This window comes from Pseudomonas sp. LARHCG127 (assembly GCF_052871455.1).
In genome coordinates this window covers 46,304-69,596 of the sequence record NZ_JBIXJT010000001.1, presented here as the reverse complement: position 1 = coordinate 69,596, position 23,293 = coordinate 46,304, and the positions used below count along the sequence as shown (strand labels likewise).

Sequence of the window (23,293 nt, the reverse complement as noted above, 5' to 3'; positions counted from 1 at the left end):
TTTGTTACAGCAGAAAAAACCTGGGCAAAGCTGTTGCGCTTGCGGCCTATCCATACCAGTAGTAACGTGTCTACATTCGAACTAAACATGAGGGCACGCCCATGTCCATCACCACCCTCTCCAGCCGTGAATTCAACCACGACACAAGTGGTGCCAAAAAAGCCACCCGCGAAGGGCCGGTGATCATCACCGACCGTGGCAAGCCGGCCCATGTGCTGCTAAGCATTGAGGAGTACCAGAAACTGACCGGCCTCGGCACCAGCATTGTCGAGCTGCTGGTCATGCCCGATGCGCCGGACATCGACTTCGAGACCGAGCGCGCCGTCATCACGCCTCGCTCGGTGGACCTGTCCTGAATGTTTCTACTCGATACCAACGTCATTTCCGAACTGCGCAAATCCCAGGCAGACAAGAACGTCCAGGCCTGGGCGCGCAGCGTTCCCGCGCCCAGCCTGTACGTTTCGGCGATTACCGTATTGGAACTGGAAACCGGCGTGCTGCGCTTCGAACGCAAGGACCCGACGCAAGGCAGCCGCTTGCGGGCCTGGCTGGATGATCATGTGCTGCCGGCCTTTGCTGGCAGGATCCTGGCCGTGGACCGTGCCGTCGCGCTGCGCTGCGCTCGCCTGCATGTGCCTGACCGCAGCAATGAATGTGATGCATTGATTGCCGCGACCGCGCTGGTCCATGGGTTGACCGTGGTGACCCGCAACGTGAGTGATTTCCAGAGCTGCGGCGTGGCGGTGCTCAATCCTTGGTCAGATCCATCCTGAGACTTCATGCGGTCCTGTGGCGAGGGGATTTATCCCCGCTGGGCTGCGAAGCAGCCCCAAAAGGCTGATCGCATCAATCTGACACACCGTGGTGACAGGCTTCAGGACTGCTTCGCAGCCCAACGGGGATAAATCCCCTCGCCACAAAGCGCAGGTTTATGCCTGATCGAAGTATTTGCTTGCACTGACGGCGAGTTTTCCAACCTACCAATTTGCCTGTCCGGCTCCCTTTCGTTTTTCTCCAACGCCATCGACTGTCTATAGTCAATTGATCTGGATCATGACTTGTTACATCCGCTACACCATTCGACCCAGACGCCCAACGCGACCAAAGGTCGCACCCTTGAGCCAGAGCGACAGGCGTATCATTGCGCCACTGCAACACCCTTTCTGACCGAGGTCGGCACGTACTGGCCCCGGCACTTTTCCACTGCCGTGGGATGCAATTGATGAGCAACCAGATTCCGGTACATGACGTTACCCCGCCTGCCAAGGACGCTAACAAAAGCGTCGACCTGTATGCCTCTCGGGAAAAAATCTACACCCGCGCCTTCACCGGCCTGTTTCGCAACCTGCGGATGGTGGGCGGAGCGCTCCTGTTCCTGCTGTATTTCGGTACGGTCTGGTTGAACTGGGGCGGCCATCAGGCCGTCTGGTGGAACCTGCCGGAACGCAAATTCTTCATTTTCGGGGCGACGTTCTGGCCCCAAGATTTCATCCTGCTTTCCGGGATGCTGATCATTGCCGCGTTTGGCCTGTTCTTCATCACGGTCTATGCCGGACGGGTGTGGTGCGGCTATACCTGTCCACAAAGCGTGTGGACCTGGATCTTCATGTGGTGCGAAAAAGTCACCGAAGGTGACCGCAACCAGCGCATCAAGCTCGACAAGGCGCCCATGGGTGCCAACAAATTCCTGCGCAAGTTCGCCAAGCACAGCCTGTGGCTGCTGATCGGTTTCGTCACCGGTGTGACCTTCGTCGGTTACTTCACGCCGATCCGCGAACTGGTGTTCGAGTTCTTTACCGGCCAGGCCGATGGCTGGTCGTATTTCTGGATCGGCTTCTTCACTCTCGCCACCTACGGCAACGCCGGCTGGCTGCGTGAACAGGTGTGCATCTATATGTGCCCTTACGCGCGTTTCCAAAGCGTGATGTTCGACAAGGACACCTTGATCGTGTCCTACGACCCGCGTCGTGGTGAAAGCCGTGGCCCGCGCAAGAAGGGCGTGGACTACAAGGCCCTGGGTCTTGGCGACTGCATCGACTGCACCATGTGCGTCCAGGTCTGCCCCACCGGCATCGACATCCGCGACGGCCTGCAGGTCGAGTGCATCGGCTGCGCGGCCTGCATCGACGCCTGCGACAACATCATGGACAAAATGGATTATCCCCGCGGCCTGATCAGCTACACCACCGAACACAACCTCTCGGGGCAGAAAACCAATAAACTGCGCCCACGCCTGATCGGTTATGCGCTGGTGTTGCTGACGATGATCAGCCTGCTGGCGGCGGCGTTCTTCATGCGCTCGCTGGTGGGGTTCGATGTCAGCAAGGATCGCGTGCTGTACCGTGAAAACGCCGAAGGCCGGATCGAGAACGTCTACAGCCTGAAGATCATGAACAAAGACCAACGCGACCATACGTACGTCCTGGACGCCGTTGGCCTGCCCGACCTCAAGCTGCAAGGTCGCCGGGAAATCAAGGTCGCGGCCGGCGAGATCTACAGCCAGCCGGTCGAGCTGTCCAGCGCACCGGAACAACTGCCATCGAGCGCCAACGAGGTGACGTTCATCCTCAAGGACGCCGATGACGAAAGCGTACATGTCGAAGCCAAGAGCCGGTTCATCGGCCCACAAACTCGTTGAGAGAAATGAACATGCCTGCAGCAACCGCCACCAGCCCTTGGTACAAGCACCTCTGGCCGTGGATCATCATTGCGATCCTGAGCTGTTCGGTGACACTGAGCCTGACGATGGTGACCATTGCGGTGAACAACCCCGACAACTTGGTCAATGACAACTATTACGAAGCCGGCAAGGGCATCAACCGCTCGCTGGAGCGCGAATTGCTGGCCCAGACCCTGCAACTGCATGCCAATGTGCAACTGGATGACGTGACCGGCGAAGTCAACCTGCGCCTGAACGGCGACAGCCGTCCCCAGACCCTGGAACTGAGCCTGATCTCGCCGACCCAACCGGAGAAGGACCGCAAGATCGTCCTGACCCGCAACGACAGTGAACCGGGGCGCTACGTCGGCCAGTTGACGGACAAGATCGAAGGCCGGCGCTTTGTCGAATTGCTGGGGATGGAGCACGACAAGACCTGGCGCCTGTTCGAAGAAGAGCAGATCAACCACGACCAGGCCATCCTGCTGGGCGATGAACCGCTGCAAGGCGCTGAAGACCTGAAAAAATAAGCTGCTGTTGTGGCGAGGGAGCTTGCTCCCGCTGGGCTGCGAAGCGGCCCTGAAGCCTGAGTCCCGGCGCTATCAGGCTCCATCGTGTCGGCTGCTTTGGGCCTGCTACGCAGGCCAGCGGGAGCAAGCTCCCTCGCCACAAAAAGCGCCCTCACTTGTAGCAAGCTCCTTCCACAAAGGCCTTCATGCGATACCCATGACCACTCCACAGCCCTGCTACCACTGCGCCCTGCCCGTTCCCCCCGGCAGTCGCTTCACCGCCGTTGTCCTCGGTGAAACCCGCGAGCTGTGCTGCCCGGGCTGCCAGGCGGTGGCCGAAGCCATTGTCGCCGGCGGCCTGGAAAGTTATTACCAGCATCGCAGTGAAGCATCGGCCAATCCTGAAACCTTGCCCGTCCAGTTGACCGATGAACTGGCGCTGTACGATCGCCCTGACGTACAGCAATCATTCGTGCGCCATGAAGGCGAACTGGCCGAAACCACCCTGTTGATGGAAGGCATCAGTTGCGCCGCCTGCGGCTGGTTGATCGAAAAACAGCTGCGCAGCCTGCCGGCCGTGGCCGAGGCGCGGTTGAACCTGTCCAACCATCGCCTGCATGTGCGCTGGGCCGATGCCCAATTGCCGCTGAGCACGCTGCTCGCCGAATTGCGCCAGATCGGCTACGTAGCGCACCCGTACCAGGCCGACCAGGCCTGTGAACAACTCGCCGCACAAAACCGCCTGGCCCTGCGCCAATTGGGCGTGGCCGGCCTGTTGTGGTTCCAGGCGATGATGGCGACCATGGCCACCTGGCCGGAATTCAACATCGACCTGAGCCCGGAGATGCACACCATCCTGCGCTGGGTCGCCCTGTTTCTCACCACGCCCATCGTCTTCTACAGCTGTGCGCCGTTCTTCAAAGGTGCCATGCGCGACCTGCGCACCCGCCACCTGACCATGGACGTTTCGGTGTCCCTGGCCATCGGCAGCGCCTACATAGCAGGTATCTGGACATCGATCACCGGCGTCGGCGAGTTGTACTTCGATGCCGTGGGCATGTTCGCCCTGTTCCTGCTGGCCGGCCGTTACCTGGAGCGCCGGGCCCGGGAGCGCACGGCGGCCGCCACCGCCCAGCTGGTCAATCTGTTGCCGGCCTCGTGCCTGCGCCTGGCGGATGACGGCCAGAGCGAACGTATCCTGCTCAACGAATTGCGCACCGGCGACCGGGTGCTGGTACATCCCGGGGCGGTCCTGCCGGCCGATGGCAAGATCCTTGAGGGTCAATCCAGCATCGACGAATCGCTGCTGACCGGTGAATACCTGCCACAGCCTCGGCAAGTGGGCGATGCGGTCACCGCGGGCACGCTGAATGTCGAAGGCGCCTTGACCGTCGAAGTGCTGGCCCTCGGGCAAGACACCCGGCTGTCGGCCATCGTGCGTCTGCTGGAGCGGGCCCAGGCCGAAAAACCGCCACTGGCGGAAATCGCCGATCGCGCCGCCCAATGGTTCCTGTTGTTCTCCCTGGTCGCGGCTGCGGCCATCGGCTTGCTGTGGTGGCAACTGGACGCCTCGCGGGCCTTTTGGATCGTCCTGGCGATGCTGGTCGCTACCTGCCCCTGCGCGTTGTCCCTCGCCACGCCGACCGCCCTGACTGCGGCCACCGGCACCTTGCACAAACTTGGCCTGCTGCTGACGCGCGGCCATGTGCTGGAGGGCCTGAACCAGATCGACACGGTGATTTTCGACAAGACCGGCACCCTCACCGAAGGCCGCTTGGCCTTGCGCGCCATTCGGCCACTGGCGGGCCTCGACAGCGATCAGTGCCTGGGCTTGGCCGCGGCCTTGGAAAACCGCTCGGAACACCCCATCGCCCGGGCGTTTGGCCGCGCGCCGTTGGCCGCCGAGCAGGTGCACAGCACCCCGGGGCTGGGGCTGGAAGGCCAGGTGGCGGAACAGCGCCTGCGCATCGGCCAGCCCGGTTTTGTCTGCGAGCTGAGTGACGCTCCCGTACCGCAGATGCCGGACGAAGCCGGGCAATGGCTGTTGCTGGGCGATGAGATCGGGCCGCTGGCCTGGTTCGTCCTCGATGACCGCTTGCGCGTCGATGCCCCGGCCCTGTTGGCGGCCTGCAAGGCACGAGGCTGGCGAACGCTGCTGCTGTCGGGCGACAGCTCACCGATGGTCGCCAGTGTCGCGGCCGAGCTGGGCATCGATGAGGCCCGCGGCGGCCTGCGCCCGGATGACAAGCTGGCGGTGTTGCAGCAGCTACACCAACAAGGCCGCAAGGTGTTGATGCTCGGCGATGGCGTGAACGATGTGCTGGTCCTGGCGGCGGCGGACATCAGTGTCGCCATGGGCTCGGCCACCGACCTGGCCAAGACCAGTGCCGACGCCGTGCTGCTGTCCAACCGCCTCGAGGCCCTGGTCCACGCCTTCAGCCTGGCCCGACGCACGCGCCGGGTGATCGTCGAGAACCTGATGTGGGCAGGGCTGTACAATGGCCTCATGTTGCCGTTCGCCGCCCTCGGCTGGATTACGCCGGTGTGGGCCGCGGTCGGCATGTCCATCAGTTCGTTGACCGTGGTGTTGAATGCCTTGAGGCTGACCCGCCAACCGAAGGCGCAGGTGTTCGCCGCCACGCCCGATACCCGTCCGCTGCCGGCCTGAGCCGCGCGGACATGGAGTTCCGACATGCCAGCTCTCTACGTGATGATTCCGGCCGCGCTGCTGATCGTGGCCATCGCCGTGTACATTTTTTTCTGGGCCGTGGACAGCGGCCAGTACGACGATCTCGACGGCCCGGCCCACAGCATTCTGTTCGACGACCAGGACCCGAACCACAAGGCAGCGGTGGACGAAGCCAGTGGCGAGGCCCGCAAGCCGGACGACAAGGCCCCGCCCCATGCTTGACCTGACGCCATTGCTGGTATCGGCGGTCATTCTTGGCCTGCTCGGTGGCGGCCATTGCCTGGGCATGTGCGGTGGCCTGATGGGCGCCCTCACCCTGGCGATCCCCAAGGAACAGCGCAGTCGGCGCTTTCGGTTACTGCTGGCGTACAACCTGGGGCGGATCCTGAGCTACGCCACCGCTGGGCTGCTGATCGGCCTGGCGGGATGGGCCGTGTCCAACAGCCCGGCCGCGATGATCATGCGGGTGCTCGCCGGCTTGCTGTTGATCGCCATGGGCCTGTACCTGGCGGGCTGGTGGAGCGGCCTGACCCGCATCGAAAGCGTGGGGCGTGGCTTGTGGCGGCACATCCAACCCGTCGCCAACCGCTTGCTGCCGGTGTCGAGCCTGCCCCGGGCCTTGCTGCTCGGCGCCCTGTGGGGCTGGCTGCCGTGCGGGTTGGTCTACAGCACCCTGCTCTGGTCCGCCAGCCAGGGCAATGCCTTGGACAGTGCCTTGCTGATGCTTGCCTTCGGCCTGGGCACCTGGCCGGTGCTGCTCGCCACCGGCCTGGCCGCCGAGCGCATCACTGCCCTGTTGCGCAAACGCAGCGTGCGGATGACCGGCGGGTTGTTGGTGATGGTCTTTGGCCTCTGGACACTGCCGGGGCCGCATCAGCATTGGCTCATGGGGCATTGATGATGTCAGTCCAGACAACTCAAAACCCTGTGGCGAGGGAGCTTGCTCCCGCTGGCCTGCGAAGCAGGCCCCAACACTCCTCAGGTAGAACGCATTAGCTGATATTGCGACTGCTGCGCAGCCGAGCGGGAGCAAGCTCCCTCGCCACGGTTTTTGAGTTGTCTGGACTAACATCATCGACAGCTCCGATGCGCCGTTGACGCAAATCAAAACAGCCTCGCCCACAGCCCCCTAGACTCGCCCCATGCCAGCCTATCCGGGGAACACCCGCATGCTCGACGCCATCCGTTGGGACTCAGACCTGATCCGCCGCTACGACCTGGCGGGACCACGCTACACCTCATACCCGACTGCGGCGCAGTTCGGCGGCCAGGTGGGCACCTTCGACCTGCTCCATGCCCTGCGTGACAGCCGCAAGGCCCGGCGGCCGCTGTCGCTGTATGTGCACGTACCGTTCTGCGCAAACATTTGCTACTACTGCGCCTGCAACAAGGTCATTACCAAGGACCGGGGCCGCGCCCACGCCTACCTCCAACGCCTGGAACAGGAAGTCCAGCTGATCGGCTGCCACCTGGACCCGACCCAGCGCGTCGAACAATTGCACTTTGGCGGCGGCACCCCGACGTTCCTCAGCCATGACGAACTGCGGCAATTGATGGCCTCGTTGCGCAAGCACCTGAACCTGCTGGACGACGATTCCGGCGACTACAGCATCGAGATCGATCCCCGGGAAGCCGATTGGTCGACCATGGGCTTGTTGCGTGAACTGGGTTTCAATCGGGTCAGCATCGGCCTGCAAGACCTGGACCCGGCCGTGCAACGCGCCGTCAATCGCCTGCAAAGCCTGGAAGAAACCCGCGCGGTGGTCGAGGCTGCCCGGACCTTGCAGTTCCGTTCGATCAACATCGACCTGATCTACGGGCTGCCCAAGCAGACTCCGGACAATTTCGCCCGCACCGTCGAAGAAGTGATCCACTTGCAACCGGACCGCCTCTCGGTGTTCAACTACGCCCACCTGCCGGAACGCTTCATGCCGCAGCGGCGCATCAACAGCCAGGACTTGCCAAACCCGGAGCAGAAGCTGGCGATGCTGCAAGGCACCATCGAACAGTTGACCGCCGCCGGCTACCGCTACGTCGGCATGGACCACTTCGCCCTGCCCGACGACGAGCTGGCCATCGCTCAGGAAGAGGCCACGTTGCAGCGCAATTTCCAGGGCTACACCACCCATGGCCATTGCGACCTGATCGGCCTCGGCGTGTCCGCCATCAGCCAGATCGGCGACCTGTACTGCCAGAACAGCAGTGACCTGAACCATTACCAGAACACCCTCGCCGACGGGCAACTGGCAACCAGTCGAGGACTGACCTGCACGGCCGACGATCGGTTGCGACGTGCGGTGATCCAGCAATTGATCTGCCATTTCCACCTGGCGTTCGCGGACATAGAGCACCGTTTCAATGTCGATTTTCGCGGTTACTTCGCGCCGCTGTGGCCGCAATTGCAGGCCATGGCCGAGGATGGGCTGATCGAGTTGGATGACACCCACATCCGGGTATTACCTGCTGGGCGCCTGCTGGTGCGATCCGTGTGCATGGTGTTCGATGCCTATTTGGAACAGCACAATCGCCAACGTTTCTCCCGGGTCATTTGAGCGCGACAATTTGACGAGTCAACCGCACTGGCCGGAGCGTCTGCTCTGGGGTACCCTTACGCCTTATGTGTGATTTCCCACAAGGATTTAAGAAATGTCCGAGCCAGTCAAACTGCGCGCCCACAACCAGGCCCATTGCAAGGATTGCAGCCTGGCCCCCCTCTGCCTTCCACTTTCGTTGAATCTGGAGGACATGGACGCGCTGGACGACATCGTCAAACGAGGCCGCCCGTTGAAAAAAGGTGAATTCCTGTTTCGCCAGGGCGACGCGTTCGATTCCGTCTATGCCGTGCGCTCGGGCGCCTTGAAAACCTTCAACTTGAGCGACGGCGGCGAAGAACAGCTCACCGGTTTCCACTTGCCCAGCGAACTGGTGGGCCTGTCGGGCATGGACACCGAGACCCATCCGGTCTCGGCCCAGGCGCTGGAAACCACCTCGGTGTGCGAAATCCCCTTCGATCGCCTGGACGAGCTGGCCATACAGCTGCCGCAACTGCGTCGCCAGTTGATGCGAGTCATGAGCCGGGAAATCCGTGACGATCAGCAGATGATGTTGCTGCTCTCGAAAAAAACCGCCGACGAGCGGATCGCCACGTTCCTGGTCAACCTCTCGGCACGCTTCCGCGCCCGCGGGTTCTCGGCCAACCAGTTCCGCCTGAGCATGTCGCGCAACGAAATCGGCAACTACCTGGGCCTGGCGGTGGAAACCGTGTCCCGGGTATTCACGCGTTTCCAGCAGAACGAGCTGATTGCCGCCGAAGGCAAGGAAATTCACATTCTCGACCCGATCCAGCTCTGCGCCCTGGCTGGCGGCTCGATCGACGGCTGATGAACCTGCGCGGCTGAGGGATTGGCCTCGCCGCGCTATACTGCCGCGTTTGCAGCCCTGCCAGGACACCTCGACGATGGTCTTTGACTCCTTCGACATCAAATCCCTGATCCGCCCCGTGATCGACTTCCCCAAGCCCGGCGTGATCTTTCGCGACATTACCCCACTGTTCCAATCCCCGACCGCCCTGCGCCTGGTCATGGACAGCTTTGCCCACCGCTATGTCGAGGCTGAGTTCACTCACATTGGCGCAATGGATGCTCGCGGCTTCCTGATCGGCTCGATCCTGGCCTATCAGTTGAACAAGCCACTGGTGTTGTTCCGCAAACAAGGCAAGCTGCCGGCCGACGTGCTGGCCGAGGGTTACCAGACCGAATACGGTGAAGCCTTCCTTGAAGTGCACGCCGACAGCCTGTGCGAAGGTGATTCAGTGGTGATGTTCGATGACCTGATCGCCACCGGCGGCACGCTGATCGCCGCCGCCAACCTGATCCGCCGAATGGGCGCCAAAGTCCACGAAGCCGCGGCGATCATTGACCTGCCGGAACTGCTCGGCTCCCAGCGTCTGGAAGACATGGGGATCCCGACGTTCTGCCTGACGCAGTTTTCCCTTAGCGAGAAATAATGGTCGAGTAAGCCTCCTGTGGGAGCGAGCTTGCTCGCGATAGCGATGGATCAGCCAATATCTATGCTGGCTGACACACTGTTATCGCGAGCAAGCTCGCTCCCACAGGGGTTATATGTTGTGGCTGTTACAACGCGATCGGCTTACGCCCCGCAAACGAATGCGCCAGCGTCCCGCCGTCCACCAATTCCAGCTCCCCACCCAGCGGCACGCCGTGGGCGATACGGGAGGCGACCAAGCCTTTGTTGCTCAGCAATTGGGCGATGTAGTGGGCGGTGGCTTCGCCTTCGACCGTCGGATTCGTGGCGAGGATGACTTCCGTGAACGTGCCCGCCTCTTCGATCCGCGCGATCAACTGTGGGATGCCAATGGCTTCAGGCCCCAAGCCATCGAGCGGAGACAAATGGCCCTTGAGCACGAAATAACGGCCACGGAAACCGGTCTGCTCCACCGCATACACATCCATCGGCCCCTCCACCACGCAGAGCAGGCTGTCGTCGCGACGCGGGTCGGCACATTGCGGGCAGAGGTCGTCTTCGGTGAGGGTGCGGCATAAACGGCAATGCCCTACGCCCTCCATGGCCTGGCTCAGGGCCTGGGCCAAGCGTGAACCGCCACTGCGATCACGCTCAAGCAATTGCAACGCCATGCGCTGGGCAGTTTTCTGACCTACACCCGGCAACGTTCGCAGGGCATCGATCAGTTGGCGAATCAAAGGGCTGAAGCTCATGGAGGAAATGTCCGACATAACAACGAGACGCGGTTTATACCCGCGCCTCCGATTAGCGTCAAATACTCAATCCTGCGCGACCCGCACCACCAACTTGCCGAAGTTGCGCCCTTCCAACAGGCCGATAAACGCCTGTGGCGCATTTTCCAGGCCGTCGACCACGTCCTCGCGGAACTTGACCTTGCCATCGCGCACCCAAGGCGCCATGGCACTGACGAACTCCGGCTGACGGTCACCGTAGTCGTCAAACACAATAAACCCCTGGATCCGCACGCGCTTGGTCAGCAAGGTGCGCTGCAGTTGCGGCAAACGATCCGGACCACTCGGCGCCTGATGATCGTTATAGGACGCGATCAGGCCACAAAGCGGGATTCGTGCCTTGGCGTTGAGCAACGGCACGACGGCATCGAAGACCTTGCCGCCGACGTTTTCGTAATAAATGTCGATGCCCTTGTCACAGGCCCGCGCCAATTCCTCGGCAAAATTGGCGCTCTTGTGATCGACACAGGCATCAAAGCCCAGCTCGTCGACCACGTACTCGCATTTCTCGCTGCCGCCCGCGACGCCGACCACCCGCAGGCCCTTGATTTTTGCCACCTGGCCGACCACCGAGCCCACGGCACCCGAGGCTGCCGCGACCACCAGGGTTTCCCCGGCCTTGGGCTGGCCAATGTCCATCAGCCCCATGTAGGCGGTCAGGCCCGGCATGCCCAACACCCCCAGGGCCATCGACGGACTGGGTAGCCCGGAAGGAATGGGCATCACGTTGCGCCCGTCACTGATGCTGTGGGTTTGCCAACCCGTAGCGCCAACCACCAAATCGCCCTCATGGAATTTCGGGTGCGTCGAACGCTCCACGCGGCTGACAGCGCCGCCGGTCATCACCTCATCGATTTCCACCGGAGCAGCGTAGGAAGGCGCATCACTCATGCGCCCGCGCATGTAGGGGTCCAAGGACAGGAACAACGTCTTGAGCAGGATCTGTCCCTCTGCCAGATCCGGCAGTGTCACATGTTCAAGACGAAAATTTTCAGGGGTGGGCGCACCTTGGGGACGGGAGGCCAGGACAATGCGCTGGTTGGAAATCGATGACATGGAGGCGTCTCCTTGTTCGTTGAGCGGACACGTATAGGAAGCAGACCATTGCCGAGGGGGCGGCGTTCGATGTTTGTTCGGTTGGACCGCAGTGACCGCATCGCGAGCAAGCTCGCTCCCACAGTGGACTGTGGTGAATACAAGATTTGTGCTCACTCATGAACCCTGTGGGAGCGAGCTTGCTCGCGATAGCGGCCTGACATCCACCGAAGTATTTGGACCAGAAACAAAAATGCCAGGCGCGATGCCTGGCATTGTGTGTAGCCCATCCCGACCGGGATGGCGAATCAGAACGGCAGTTTCATGCCCGGCGGCAATTGCATGCCTGCCGTCATGCCGGACATCTTGTCCTGGCTGTTGGCTTCGATCTTGCGCACCGCGTCATTGACGGCGGCGGCGAACAGGGCTTCGAGCATTTCCTTGTCGTCTTCGCTCAGGCCTTCGACCACGCTTGGGTCGATGCTGACGCGCTTGATGTCATGGCGACCGGTCATGACCACGGTCACCATGTCGCCGCCGGACTTGCCGGTGACTTCGGCGTTGGCCAGTTCTTCCTGCATCTTGGCCATCTTTTCCTGCATCTGCTGTGCCTGCTTCATCAGGCCGGCCATGCCACCTTTCATCATGGGAATCACCTCGAAAGTACTTGGATAAACAACGCACCCGGCCCGTTCGGCCCGGCGCCTTCAGTTATGAGCCCTGGGTGACCGGGGCCTCGACAGGTTCGATAGTATCGTGACGGACCACGGCGCCGAACTGTTGCATCATCTGCTGGATGAATGGATCGCCGTGGATCGACTCCTCGGCTTCGCGCTGACGGTCGGCACGACGGCGGGACGCGGCCTGGGCCGGGGTCTCCTGCTCGGGCTTGATCAGCTCGATGGTCAACGTCAGGTTACGCTGGTGGTACTGGTTCAGCGCATCGTTGAGGCGACGCTGCTGGGTCGCGTTGAACAGTGCACTGTGTGCCGGATCCAGGTGCAGCAGCCAGTGGTCGCCTTCCACCGCCATCAGCGTGCAGTTGGCGGCGATGCTGCCGGTCATGCCGCTGATCGGCAATTTAGGGAACAGTTCCAGCCATTGCAGGGCCAGGCCTGTGGCTGGCATCGCCGCCGGTTCGGGCTCGGGCTCCGGGGCCGGTTCAGCGGCGTGCTCGCTGGCCAGGTCATCCAGATAGCTATAGGCCGAATCCATGTCCGGCTCGATGTAGTCCTCGTCCAGCGGCGGCTCGTCGTCCAGGTCGATGCCCGGCGTGGCGACATCGACATCGGCCACCGTCGGCTCGGGCACCGGCGCGGCCACCCACTCTGGCGCATCGGGCACCACGCTGTCGGGCGTTGGCAGCGGCATTGGCGGCAACTCAGGCTGCTCGGCAACGGTTTCCAATACGGGCTCGACGACCGGCTGCTGGACAACTTCCGGCTCGACCGGGTCATTCCAAGGCAGGTCGATGACTTCTTCAACAACGGGCTCGGGCAGCGCCTCGACGACCGGTTCGGGTTCCGGCTCAGGCGTCGCGACAACAGGCGCCGGCATCGGCTGGGCGACAGGCACCACCGCGGCCGGAGCCGAAGCCACTGCCGGCGCAACGACAGGCGCGGCAGCCACTGGCTTGGCGGAATCAGCTGTGGCTTGGCTGATCCCCACTGGCTTTAGCGCTTGCCTCGGCGCATCCGCCGTGTCGGCTGGCCGGAACGCCAGCATTCGCAACAGGACCATTTCGAAGCCGCCGCGCGGATCCGGCGCCAGGGGCAGATCGCGCCGGCCGATCAAGCCCATCTGGTAATAGAACTGCACGTCTTCGGCCGGCAGCGCCTGGGCCAGGGCCAATACGCGGTCACGGTCGCCGTGGCCGTTGTCGACGCCTTCAGGCAGGGCCTGGGCGATGGCGACACGGTGCAGCACGTTGAGGATTTCCGAGAGCACGCCATTCCAGTCCGGGCCCTGCTCGGCCAGGTGACGCACCGCCTCGAGCAGCGCCTTGGCATCGCCTTCGATCAGCGCATGCAAGACGTCATAGACCTGGCCATGGTCGAGGGTGCCGAGCATGGCCCGGACATCGGCGGCCATGACCTTGCCTTCACCGAAGGCAATGGCCTGGTCAGTCAGGCTCATGGCGTCACGCATCGAACCATCGGCGGCGCGGCCCAGCAGCCACAGCGCATCGTCTTCGAACGGGACGTTCTCGACACCCAATACGTGGGTCAGGTGCTCGACCACCCTTTCCGGCGTCATGTTCTTCAGGGAGAACTGCAAGCACCGCGACAGAATCGTTGCAGGAAGTTTCTGCGGATCGGTGGTCGCCAGGATGAACTTGACGTAGGGCGGCGGTTCTTCAAGGGTCTTGAGCAGCGCATTGAAGGAATGGCTGGAGAGCATGTGCACTTCGTCGATCAGGTAGACCTTGAAGCGCCCACGGCTCGGCGCGTACTGCACGTTGTCGAGCAGTTCGCGGGTGTCCTCGACCTTGGTGCGGCTGGCGGCGTCGATCTCGATCAGGTCGACGAAGCGGCCCTCATCGATTTCCCGGCAGACCGAACACTCGCCGCAAGGCGTCGAGGTGATGCCGGTTTCACAGTTCAGGCACTTGGCGATGATCCGCGCGATGGTGGTCTTGCCCACGCCCCGGGTCCCGGTGAACAGGTAGGCATGGTGCAACCGCTGGCTGTCCAAGGCATTGATCAGAGCCTTGAGCACATGGGTCTGGCCGACCATTTCGCGGAACGAGCGCGGACGCCATTTACGTGCAAGAACCTGATAACTCATCGAAAACCGTCGCAACGAAGGAACATAAGCGGCTAATGCTAGCGGAGCAGGGGCGAAATTGCATCCGGTGTGCTCGTCTAATCTGGCTAAGCTTGGGTTGTCGACGCGGTTTTACACAGTCAGGGAGAGTTTATGCGCTCAGCCATGGGGGCTTTGCTGTTGTTGGGTACCGGTTGTTTCGCCGAAGAAGTCCCTTTGCGTTTCGCCATTACCGACGGCTGGGCAATGCCCATGGTACAGATCGAACGAGGCCGCCCGATCCAGGGCATCCTTCCCGATATCATGACCAGCCTGGCGACCCAAGTGGGAAGGCCGGCGCAATTCCACGTCCTGTCCCGCGCCCGGCTCGACGCTGCCATGAAACACGGCGAAATCGATATACGTTGCTATGTCAGCCCTGACTGGGTGAAGGACAATGGCGATTATCTGTGGAGCATCCCGTTGTTTTTCCAGCGCGACCTGCTCGTCGCCCCGACCAGCGCACCGGCGACGGTCACGCCAGCAACGCTTTCGCACCAAGCCATCGGCACCGTGCTCGGCTATAGCTACCCGACCCTGCAACCCTTGTTCGACACCGGTCAACTGCACCGCGACGATGCCCGTAGCCAGGAACAAGTGCTGGCGAAACTGCTGGCCGGGCGTTATCGCTATGGGGTCACCAACCAATGGGCGCTGGACTGGTTCAATCAACGGCATGCCGCTGATCGCCAGCTCCATGAGGTGACTGTCCTGCAGGAACAGCAGTTGAGCTGTTACGTGCGCAACGATCCGGACATTCCCGCACAACGCATTCTGAGGACATTGCTGAACATGAAAACGTCCGGGGAAATCGACGCGATCATCCAGCTTTACACCGGCCGCAGTGAAACATCGCGGGGCAGGAGCGAGGTGCCTTCGCCCTGATCGCCGGGCCGCTGTTGCCATTGGGACGGCGGAATGAACCCCTGAACCCAGTCGGGTATCTGTTCGGGCGGCATGGGCCGGGCGATGAAATAACCTTGTGCCACCTCGCAGCCCAGGCTCAGCAGCAGTTGGCCGTGCTCCAGGCTGTCCAGCCCCTCGGCGACCACCTCGCGACCAAAGGCCCGGGCCAGGCCGATCACCGCTTCAGTCAGCGCCAGGTCGTCGCGGTCATCAAGGATGTCGCGGACAAAGGTCTTGTCGATCTTGATGGTTTGCGTGCGCAGGTGCTTGAGGTCGTTGAGCGAGCAGTAGCCCGTGCCAAAACCACCCAGGGAAAAACCCACGCCCAGCGCCTGGCATGCCTGGAGGCAGGCGCTGACGTGGGCCAGGTTCTCCACGGCGACGGACTCGACAATCTGCAGGTCCAACAGCCGTGGCGGCACCGCCGGGTGCCGCTCCAACACCTGCCGCAGCCGCTCGACAAAATCCGCCCGCTGGAAATGCCGTGCCGAGATATTGATGCTCACCGGCCAGCCTTGCCCCACTTGCTGCCATTGCTGCAGCTGGGTCAAGACCTGTTCCATGACCCACTCGCCGATCTCGACGATCAGGTCAGTCTCCTCCACCAAGGGCAGGAACTCCCGAGGCGGCACCAGGCCACGTTGCGGATGCTTCCAGCGCAGCAACGCCTCCAGGCCGACCACGGTGCCATGGCGCATGTTGACCTTGGGCTGGAAATGCAGCCGCAGCTCGTTATCGGCCAGTGCCTGGCGGACCCGCTCGACGGTCTGGTAAGTGGCCCGTACCTCCTTGTCCCGGGACACATCGAACAGGTGAAAACGATTGCGCCCGCTTTGCTTGACCACATACATCGCCTGGTCGGCGTGACGCAGCAGGGTCTCGGCGTCTTCGTTGTCCCACGGGAACAGCGTGACGCCAATACTGGCGAAGACCTTGATGTCCTTGCCATCAATGCCATACGGCATGGAGACGGCGATCAACACCCGGTTCAACGCGGCATGCAACTCCTCCATTCCACGCACATGGCGCAGCACCAGTACGAACTCGTCCCCGCCCAGCCGCGCCACCACGTCCTCGCCACGCACGATGCTGCGCAGGCGCCTGGCAACCTCCACCAGCAGCCGATCACCGCTGGCATGGCCATAGCCGTCGTTGACGGCCTTGAAACCATCGAGATCGAGCATGCACACCGCCAGGGGCAGGTTCTCCGTGCGGGAAAATTCCAGGGCCTGATCCAGCAGGTCCGACAGATAAGTTCGATTGGGCAGTCCGGTCAGCACATCGTGACCGACCCGCCATTGCAGCGAATGCAGCAAGCGACGCTTTTCACTGACGTCGAAGCGAATCGCCAGGTAGCGCTCGATTTGCCCGGTTTCATCGTCGATCACCGGCACCAGGGTGGTGTCGACCCAATGCAGCGTGCCGTCCTTGGCCCGGTTGCAGATTTCCCCTTTCCAGACCTGCCCCAAGGTAATGGTGCGCCACATGGCGCTGAAGAACTCGCCGGGGTGCTGAGCGGAATTGAGTAGGCGATGGTTCGCGCCCAGCAACTCATCGCGCCGGTAACCAAAAAGGCTGCAAAATTGATCGTTGACGTAAGTGATGCGCCCGCTCAGATCGGTCTCGGAAAAAATCGCGGCGGCGTCAACGGCCCTGCGGTACTTCTTATCCATCGAAGCAGTCATCCATGAGTCAGGCTCATTTGTCGCGCGCGGTTGCACCGCCTTCAAGACAGGCGAAAATCAACTAGGCTCAAACACTTTGAGGAAGCTGGAGCGCGGGCCCTGGCGGCGCCCAGGGAGGGCTCAGCCCTTGCCTTGTATCGTGGCAAGAAACACAAGGCCCGGTCTTTGCACACCCCTCGGCTTCGCAAAGCGGGTCACCAAATACCCGTGCCAAAGGCCGATTCTACGAAACACATCACACTTTGCAAAGCAAGGTGATGGATCACGCGGTTGCCTAATGCGAAAATCTATCGTTAAGTTCTTGATTCTAAATGGGAATTAAGCGATGCAAATTTCAAGTTTGGGTCCGGCCATCAGACGCTACCGCAAAGTAGCGGGGCTTACTCAGGCTGAACTTGGCGAAAAAACCGGTTTTGACCCTAAAACCATCAGCCGCTTCGAAACCGGCACCTACACCCCCAGCGTCGAAGCCTTGTTCCTGCTTGCCAATGTGCTGGATGTGCAACTGAAGGCTTTTTTTGCCGACATGACCGATGAAGACGAACAGCGGGCGTACCTGTTCGGTGTCATACACAAAGCCACCCCGAAGGATCTTGGAAAGCTGATTGCGGCGGTCGACCAGGCCTTGTCCAAGCCTTGATGCAATGGAAGAGAAGCCTGGCCTGTCGATGCGAGACAGGCCAGGCTTCTCTTTGACACTCACTTGCCCTGTCCAGCAAAAACCTGGACAGCAGAAAGCACCGATCAGTATCGATCAGTGAAACAAAAAGAAATTTTGAATTTGGCAAACCTTGCGAACGAAGGCTTGGGCGTTATGGAGGCAACCCCACCAGCCACACCCCGGCACACAATGTTCCCGCTGTGGCTGCTTCCTTCCGGATCTGACCAGGTTCACGGGTAATCGTTGCGGGGGGACCGATGGGGTCACCATAACGACGCCCGCCTGACGGCGAGCCGCGCCATTGTACCTATCTGGCAAGAAGTTACAACCGTTCGTGTCGGATTAAAAACTGAAGGCGTTCAAGCACTTGCCATGGGAGCAAAGCTTGCTCGCGATGACGTTGGCACATCGGGCATGGATGCAAGTTGATCCACCGCTTTCGCGAGCAGGCTCGCTCCCACGGGGTTCTGTGCCTGACGCAGGAGCTGTGGACAGCCGAGAGCCAGTGTGGGAGCGAGCTTGCTCGCGAAGGCGTCGGTACATTCGGCATCGATACAAGCTGACCGGTCGCTATCGCGAGCAAGCTCGCTCCCACAGGGGATCTGTGCCTCTACAACAGCACCTCATCCGCCCGACCGCCCTCCTCCTGGATCACCAGATGGATGAAGTGCAGCTTGGTAATGACGGCGGCCGGTACGACGAACGGGTAGAAGTCCGGTTGGCCCATGCTGCGGGACAGTTCGTTGAGCATGCCGGCCAGTTCGATCCAGGCGTTGACGAACGAGAGGAAGGCCGCGCCGCCTGCGTGTTCGGCGTCGTACAACGTCTCGGGCGGGAACGGCTGGTAGTCGAAATCCATCTCCCGAGCACTCATGCCAAAGCCCAGGGCAGTGTCCACCGCGTCCATCATGTGCAGGTAATGGGCCCAGGTTTCCGCCCAGTCCTCCCATGGGTGCATGGTGGCGTAGGCACTGACGTAGCGGCTTTGCCAATCCAGCGGCGCACCTTGCTGGTAATGCCGATCCAGGGCGTCGGCATAGCTGGCGCGCTCGTCGCCGAACAGTTCGCGAAAAGCCTCGAGCCAGTGGCTGTTGGCAATCAACCGGTCCCAGTAGTAGTGCCCCACCTCATGGCGAAAATGCCCGAGCAAGGTGCGATACGGTTCGTGCATCTGCTGGCGCACATGCTCGCGATGGGCATCGTCCGCCTCCTTGATGTCGAGGGTGATCAATCCGCTGGCGTGACCCGTGGTCGGCGGCGTGCCATCTGGATCGACGCCGATGAAATCGAACGCCAGGCCGATGTCTTCATTGACGGTTTTCGGGATGACCGGCAAGCCGAAGGTGATCAGTTGCGCGACCAGTCGACGCTTGGCGGTCTCGACCTTGCGCCAACGTTCAGGATTTTCCGGAATCGACAGGTCGGGAATGGTGCGATTCAGGCTACAGGCGATGCACAGGGTATCGTGGCCATTGTCCGGCAGCAGCCAATTGCAGGCCGCCGGGGTGTCGAGGTTGGCGCAACGGCGAAACAGCCCCGCGTGCGGATCGGCATCCAGCGTCCAGGTGTCGGGTTGCTCACCGGGTTGCAGGGAGGACAGGCGGCTCCGCTCAGGCTGATAACCCAGCGCCGCCAGACAGGCCAGGCACTGGCTGTTGCGAAAGAACAATGACTGGCCGCAGCGGCACGGCCAGACCTTGCTGTTACGTGACCGATCACCCAGGAACGGCGCGGCGATGCGTGAGCTCAGTTGTTCGAAGAAGCGGTACATGGCGATCTCTCCCTGGAGCCTGCAAGACTAGATCACCTTACGCTCATGATCGTTCCAACGCGTTGCGTCATAGCGCCGATCAACCGTGGCGAGGGAGCTTGCTCCCGCTCGGCTCTGTAGGAGCTGGCGAAGCCTGCGATCTTTTGATCTTGATCTTTCGCTCACGACTCAATGGGCAGTGGAAAGATCGCAGCCTCGTTGCACTCGTCAGCTCCTACAGTACAGCCCAGCGGGAGCAAGCTCCCTCGCCACAAAAGCCGATCACCCTCAGACCGTGATGCCATGGCCCGCCAGGAAATCGACAAAGGCTTGTTCGTCGAGCACCTTGAGACCCAGCTCGTTGGCCTTGGTCAACTTCGAACCAGCACCCGGCCCGGCCACCACGCAGTGGGTTTTCGCCGACACGGACCCCGCGACCTTCGCCCCCAGGCTCTCCAACTTATCCTTGGCGACGTCACGGCTCATCAGTTCCAGCGAACCGGTCAGCACCCAGGTGTGCCCCGCCTCGGGCAAGCCTTCGACGACCTTCTTCTCGCTCTGCCAGTGCATGCCAAAGTCGCGCAACTGCTGTTCCGCCGCTTCGGCCTGCTGACGGTTGGCGGCGATGGCAAAGAACTCGCGCACGGCATTGGCCTGTTTTTCCGGCAGGGCCTGGCGCATGTCCAGCCAGTCGGCGTTCATCACCGCGTCGAGCGAGCCGAACTTGTCCGCCAGCTTCTGCGCCCCGCCCGGCCCCACCGAGGGAATGTGCAACTTGTCGAGAAAGCCGCCCAGGGTCGTGCTGGCGGAGAACTCGGCGCCCAACTCGCCCTGGTCCTGGATCTCCAGGCCATGGCGCAACAGGTCCTTGATCACCTGGCGGTTGTGCGGGTCCTCGAAGAAGCTGTGGATCTCGTGGGCGACTTCCAGGCCGACATCAGGCAAGTAAGTGAGCACCTGGGGCAACGCCGCCTGCACGCGCTCCAGCGAACCGAGGGAGCGGGCCAGGACCTTGGCGGTCTCCTCGCCCACGTCCGGGATGCCCAGGGCATAGATGAAACGCGCCAGGCTCGGCTGCTTGCTGTCGACGATGGCGGCCAGCAGGTTCTTGCTCGACAGTTCGGCGAAGCCTTCCAGGTCGACCACCTGCTCGAAGGTCAGCGCATACAGGTCGGCAGGCGATCCCACCAGGCCCTCATCCACCAGTTGCTCGACGCTCTTCTCGCCCAAGCCTTCGATGTCCATGGCCCGACGCGAGACGAAATGGATGATCGCCTGCTTGAGCTGCGCGCCACAGGCCAGGCGACCGACGCAGCGGTAAACCGCGCCTTCGCTGACGGTTTCGCGGCCCTTGCTGCGCTTGATCAGCTGCGTGCGCTCGACGTGGGAGCCGCAGACCGGGCATTGCTGGGGCACTTCCACCGGGCGGGCGTTTTCCGGACGGCGCTCGGTGACGACCTGAACCACCTGCGGGATCACGTCCCCGGCACGGCGGATGATCACCGTATCGCCGATCATCACGCCCAGGCGCGCCACTTCGTCCATGTTGTGCAACGTCGCGTTGGCCACGGTTACGCCGGCGACTTTCACCGGCTTGAGACGGGCCACCGGAGTCACCGCGCCGGTACGGCCGACCTGGAACTCGACGTCCAGCAACTCGGTGAGTTCTTCGGTGGCGGGAAACTTGTGGGCAATGGCCCAGCGCGGTTCCCGGGCACGGAAACCAAGCTCGCGCTGGGAAGCGATGCTGTTGACCTTGAACACGACACCGTCGATCTCATAGGGCAACGCGTTGCGCCGCTCGCCGATGTCACGGTAGTAATCCAGGCATTCGTCGACGCCGTGGGCCAGCTTCAACTCACGACTGATGGGCATGCCCCACGCCTTGAGTTGCTTGAGGTTGCCAATATGGGTGTCGGCGATGTCCGCCGTCACCTGGCCAATGCCATAGCAACAGAACTCAAGGGGACGGTTGGCCGTGATCCTGGAGTCAAGCTGACGCAGGCTGCCGGCCGCCGCGTTGCGCGGGTTGGCAAACGTCTTGCCGCCCGCCTCCAGTTGCGTGGCGTTGAGGCGCTCGAAGCCGGCCTTGGACATGTACACCTCGCCGCGCACTTCCAGCAGCGGCGGCCAGCCACTGCCCTGCAACTTGAGGGGAATGTTGCGCACGGTGCGTACGTTGACGCTGATGTCCTCGCCCGTGGTGCCGTCACCGCGGGTGGCGCCGCGCACCAGCATGCCGTCCTGGTACAACAGGCTGACCGCCAGGCCATCGAGCTTCGGTTCGCAGCTGTACTCCACTGCCGCGCCACCGCCCAGCAAATCGCCCATGGGCAGGTCGAGGCCTTCCGTCACCCGGCGGTCGAATTCGCGCAGGGTAGTTTCGTCGAAAGCGTTGCCCAGGCTGAGCATCGGGATCTCGTGACGCACCTGGCTGAACGCCGACAGCGCCACGCTGCCGACCCGCTGGGTCGGGGAATCGCTGGTGACAAGTGAAGGGTGCTGCTCTTCCAGGGCCTTGAGCTCGTGGAACAGGCGGTCGTACTCGGCGTCCGGGATGGTGGGTTCGTCGAGGACGTGGTAGCGGTAGTTGTGCTGATCCAGCTCGGTGCGAAGCTCTAGGATGCGGGTTTCGACGGCGTTCATGGGTGTTCTCTCATAAAGCAAAAGAGCAGCCTGGGCTGCTCATTCTTTTTAAACCTTTTGGGGGGCTTCGCCCCCAGCGGGAGCAAGCTCCCTCGCCACAAAAGCTCTCCTGCCACAAAAAGCTCTCTGGTCAGGGAGAGCCTGTGTCATTGATCAGCGCTTCTGGGTCAGCGCCCGGCGCTCGAATTCGACGATGCGCTGGCGGTAGTGCTCGATGGTCTGGGCGGTCAGCACGCTGCGCTGGTCGTCCTTCAGTTCGCCGTTGAGCTCCTGGGACAACTTGCGAGCGGCGGCCACCATCACGTCGAATGCCTGCTTGGGATGACGCGGGCCCGGCAGGCCAAGGAAGAAGCTCACCGCCGGCGTGCTGAAATGATCGATGTCGTCGAGGTCGAACACGCCAGGCTTGACCGCGTTGGCCATGGAGAACAGCACCTCGCCGTTACCGGCCATGCTTTCGTGACGGTGGAAAATGTCCATTTCGCCAAAACGCAGGCCGCTTTCGAGGATGTTCTGTAGCAACGCCGGGCCCTTGAAGCCGGCCGGGTCGCGGCAGATCACGCTGATCACCAGCACTTCTTCAGCCTGGGCCTGGTCCTTGTCGCCGCTCGGGGCCTTGTTTTCGTCCGGGAAGTCGCCGTCGCGACTGCTGAAGCTCGGCCCGCCATCCAGGTCGAGGTTCAGGTTCAAATCACCCTGGGACGGCTCGCTGTTGCGCTTGCCACGCTTGGAACCCGACTCCCGTGGCTCACGGGCAGGCGCGCTCATCGACGGCAAGTCATGCTCGTCCAGCTGCGGCTCCTTGTGGGCGTCCAGCACCCGCGGCGGACCCAGCAGCTCGGCGCTATCATCCTCATCGGGCAGGTTCGACAGGCTGCGATCCAGGCGAAACTTCAGTTTCCCCTTGCCGCCGCGCATGCGACGCCAGCCGTCGAAAAGAATACCGGCAATGACAATGATGCCGATGACGATCAGCCACTCGCGCAGACCGATTTCCATGTAATCCCGTGCCTCTATAAAAATGCTGAAAAATAAGGGGCTTAGCTATTTGCAAACCGCTTTAAAACGTGGCGCCAACTCTATGTTCTGAATGGCGTTTTGCCCACGCATACGAAAAATTGACATTAAACTAGCACGACCAAAGATAACTTTACACCGTCTGTCGCATAGGCT

General features: G+C 61.9%; 20 protein-coding genes and 1 other RNA gene. 12 read left to right on the top strand and 9 right to left on the bottom strand.

Annotation, left to right across the window (positions count from 1 at the left end):
• The first annotated feature begins 101 nt into the window (after nucleotides 1–101).
• The 10 genes from ACIPQ1_RS00270 (at nucleotide 102) to ACIPQ1_RS00225 (ending at nucleotide 9,863) form a co-directional block, all read left to right on the top strand.
• The gene (locus ACIPQ1_RS00270; RefSeq protein WP_250962680.1) at nucleotides 102–356 is read left to right on the top strand and encodes a type II toxin-antitoxin system Phd/YefM family antitoxin; all 255 of its coding nucleotides are present in this window, start codon (nucleotides 102–104) and stop codon (nucleotides 354–356) included.
• On the top strand, nucleotides 357–773 hold the full coding sequence (locus ACIPQ1_RS00265; protein WP_250962679.1) for a type II toxin-antitoxin system VapC family toxin: 417 nt from the start codon (nucleotides 357–359) through the stop codon (nucleotides 771–773).
• Nucleotides 774–1,222: 449 nt separating this feature from the next.
• The gene (gene ccoG / locus ACIPQ1_RS00260; RefSeq protein ID WP_446533351.1) at nucleotides 1,223–2,638 is read left to right on the top strand and encodes a cytochrome c oxidase accessory protein CcoG; all 1,416 of its coding nucleotides are present in this window, start codon (nucleotides 1,223–1,225) and stop codon (nucleotides 2,636–2,638) included.
• 11 nt (nucleotides 2,639–2,649) lie between these two features.
• Complete coding sequence (locus tag ACIPQ1_RS00255; RefSeq protein ID WP_411386929.1) at nucleotides 2,650–3,189, top strand: FixH family protein; 540 nt, start codon at nucleotides 2,650–2,652, stop codon at nucleotides 3,187–3,189.
• A gap of 196 nt (nucleotides 3,190–3,385) precedes the next feature.
• Entirely contained in the window at nucleotides 3,386–5,836 is a 2,451-nt protein-coding gene (locus ACIPQ1_RS00250) for a heavy metal translocating P-type ATPase (RefSeq protein WP_446533350.1), read from the top strand.
• Nucleotides 5,837–5,860: 24 nt separating this feature from the next.
• Nucleotides 5,861–6,079, top strand: a complete 219-nt coding sequence (ccoS, locus tag ACIPQ1_RS00245; protein WP_003183505.1) for a cbb3-type cytochrome oxidase assembly protein CcoS — start codon at nucleotides 5,861–5,863, stop codon at nucleotides 6,077–6,079.
• Entirely contained in the window at nucleotides 6,072–6,755 is a 684-nt protein-coding gene (locus tag ACIPQ1_RS00240) for a sulfite exporter TauE/SafE family protein (RefSeq protein WP_446533349.1), read from the top strand. The genes ccoS and ACIPQ1_RS00240 overlap by 8 nt, the downstream gene beginning before the upstream one ends.
• Before the next feature lie 271 nt (nucleotides 6,756–7,026).
• Complete coding sequence (gene hemN, locus ACIPQ1_RS00235) at nucleotides 7,027–8,409, top strand: oxygen-independent coproporphyrinogen III oxidase (RefSeq protein ID WP_411386927.1); 1,383 nt, start codon at nucleotides 7,027–7,029, stop codon at nucleotides 8,407–8,409.
• Nucleotides 8,410–8,503: 94 nt separating this feature from the next.
• Nucleotides 8,504–9,238 carry a fumarate/nitrate reduction transcriptional regulator Fnr gene (gene fnr / locus ACIPQ1_RS00230; RefSeq protein WP_053120659.1) on the top strand — a complete coding sequence of 245 codons (735 nt, stop codon included), beginning with the start codon at nucleotides 8,504–8,506 and terminating at the stop codon, nucleotides 9,236–9,238.
• A 76-nt stretch (nucleotides 9,239–9,314) separates the two neighbouring features.
• Nucleotides 9,315–9,863 (top strand): adenine phosphoribosyltransferase, encoded by a 549-nt coding sequence (locus ACIPQ1_RS00225; RefSeq protein WP_003183509.1) that lies wholly within the window; start codon nucleotides 9,315–9,317, stop codon nucleotides 9,861–9,863.
• A 127-nt stretch (nucleotides 9,864–9,990) separates the two neighbouring features.
• On the opposite strand, the gene recR is transcribed toward ACIPQ1_RS00225, so the two are convergent.
• The 4 genes from recR to dnaX all read right to left on the bottom strand — a co-directional run bounded on the left by recR (nucleotide 9,991) and on the right by dnaX (nucleotide 14,454).
• Nucleotides 9,991–10,593, bottom strand: coding sequence for a recombination mediator RecR (gene recR / locus ACIPQ1_RS00220; protein WP_003183510.1), 603 nt, complete (start codon nucleotides 10,591–10,593; stop codon nucleotides 9,991–9,993).
• A 66-nt stretch (nucleotides 10,594–10,659) separates the two neighbouring features.
• Nucleotides 10,660–11,688: an NADP-dependent oxidoreductase gene (locus ACIPQ1_RS00215; RefSeq protein WP_411386926.1), complete on the bottom strand. Its 1,029-nt coding sequence runs from the start codon at nucleotides 11,686–11,688 to the stop codon at nucleotides 10,660–10,662.
• Between the two features lie 287 nt (nucleotides 11,689–11,975).
• A complete protein-coding gene (locus ACIPQ1_RS00210; protein WP_003183512.1) occupies nucleotides 11,976–12,314 on the bottom strand; it encodes a YbaB/EbfC family nucleoid-associated protein in 339 nt (112 codons plus the stop codon).
• Nucleotides 12,315–12,378: 64 nt separating this feature from the next.
• Nucleotides 12,379–14,454: a DNA polymerase III subunit gamma/tau gene (gene dnaX / locus ACIPQ1_RS00205; RefSeq protein WP_250962669.1), complete on the bottom strand. Its 2,076-nt coding sequence runs from the start codon at nucleotides 14,452–14,454 to the stop codon at nucleotides 12,379–12,381.
• 132 nt (nucleotides 14,455–14,586) lie between these two features.
• On the opposite strand from dnaX, the gene ACIPQ1_RS00200 reads away from it, so the two are divergent.
• Complete coding sequence (locus tag ACIPQ1_RS00200) at nucleotides 14,587–15,357, top strand: substrate-binding periplasmic protein (protein WP_250962668.1); 771 nt, start codon at nucleotides 14,587–14,589, stop codon at nucleotides 15,355–15,357.
• Here ACIPQ1_RS00200 and ACIPQ1_RS00195 read toward each other — a convergent pair.
• Nucleotides 15,303–17,051, bottom strand: coding sequence for a putative bifunctional diguanylate cyclase/phosphodiesterase (locus ACIPQ1_RS00195; RefSeq protein WP_446533348.1), 1,749 nt, complete (start codon nucleotides 17,049–17,051; stop codon nucleotides 15,303–15,305). The two genes, ACIPQ1_RS00200 and ACIPQ1_RS00195, sit on opposite strands and share 55 nt — an antisense overlap.
• A 337-nt stretch (nucleotides 17,052–17,388) precedes the next feature.
• Between ACIPQ1_RS00195 and ACIPQ1_RS00190 the strand changes: the two genes are divergently transcribed.
• Nucleotides 17,389–17,703, top strand: coding sequence for a helix-turn-helix domain-containing protein (locus ACIPQ1_RS00190; RefSeq protein ID WP_186705257.1), 315 nt, complete (start codon nucleotides 17,389–17,391; stop codon nucleotides 17,701–17,703).
• Between the two features lie 184 nt (nucleotides 17,704–17,887).
• Here ACIPQ1_RS00190 and ffs read toward each other — a convergent pair.
• The 4 genes from ffs to zipA all read right to left on the bottom strand — a co-directional run bounded on the left by ffs (nucleotide 17,888) and on the right by zipA (nucleotide 23,119).
• Nucleotides 17,888–17,984: signal recognition particle sRNA small type (ffs, locus tag ACIPQ1_RS00185), an RNA gene on the bottom strand.
• Nucleotides 17,985–18,334: 350 nt separating this feature from the next.
• Nucleotides 18,335–19,495 (bottom strand): zinc-binding metallopeptidase family protein, encoded by a 1,161-nt coding sequence (locus ACIPQ1_RS00180; RefSeq protein WP_250962666.1) that lies wholly within the window; start codon nucleotides 19,493–19,495, stop codon nucleotides 18,335–18,337.
• A gap of 267 nt (nucleotides 19,496–19,762) precedes the next feature.
• A complete protein-coding gene (ligA, locus tag ACIPQ1_RS00175) occupies nucleotides 19,763–22,120 on the bottom strand; it encodes an NAD-dependent DNA ligase LigA (RefSeq protein WP_446533347.1) in 2,358 nt (785 codons plus the stop codon).
• Between the two features lie 153 nt (nucleotides 22,121–22,273).
• Nucleotides 22,274–23,119, bottom strand: a complete 846-nt coding sequence (gene zipA / locus ACIPQ1_RS00170; RefSeq protein ID WP_411386922.1) for a cell division protein ZipA — start codon at nucleotides 23,117–23,119, stop codon at nucleotides 22,274–22,276.
• Nucleotides 23,120–23,293 lie beyond the last annotated feature (174 nt).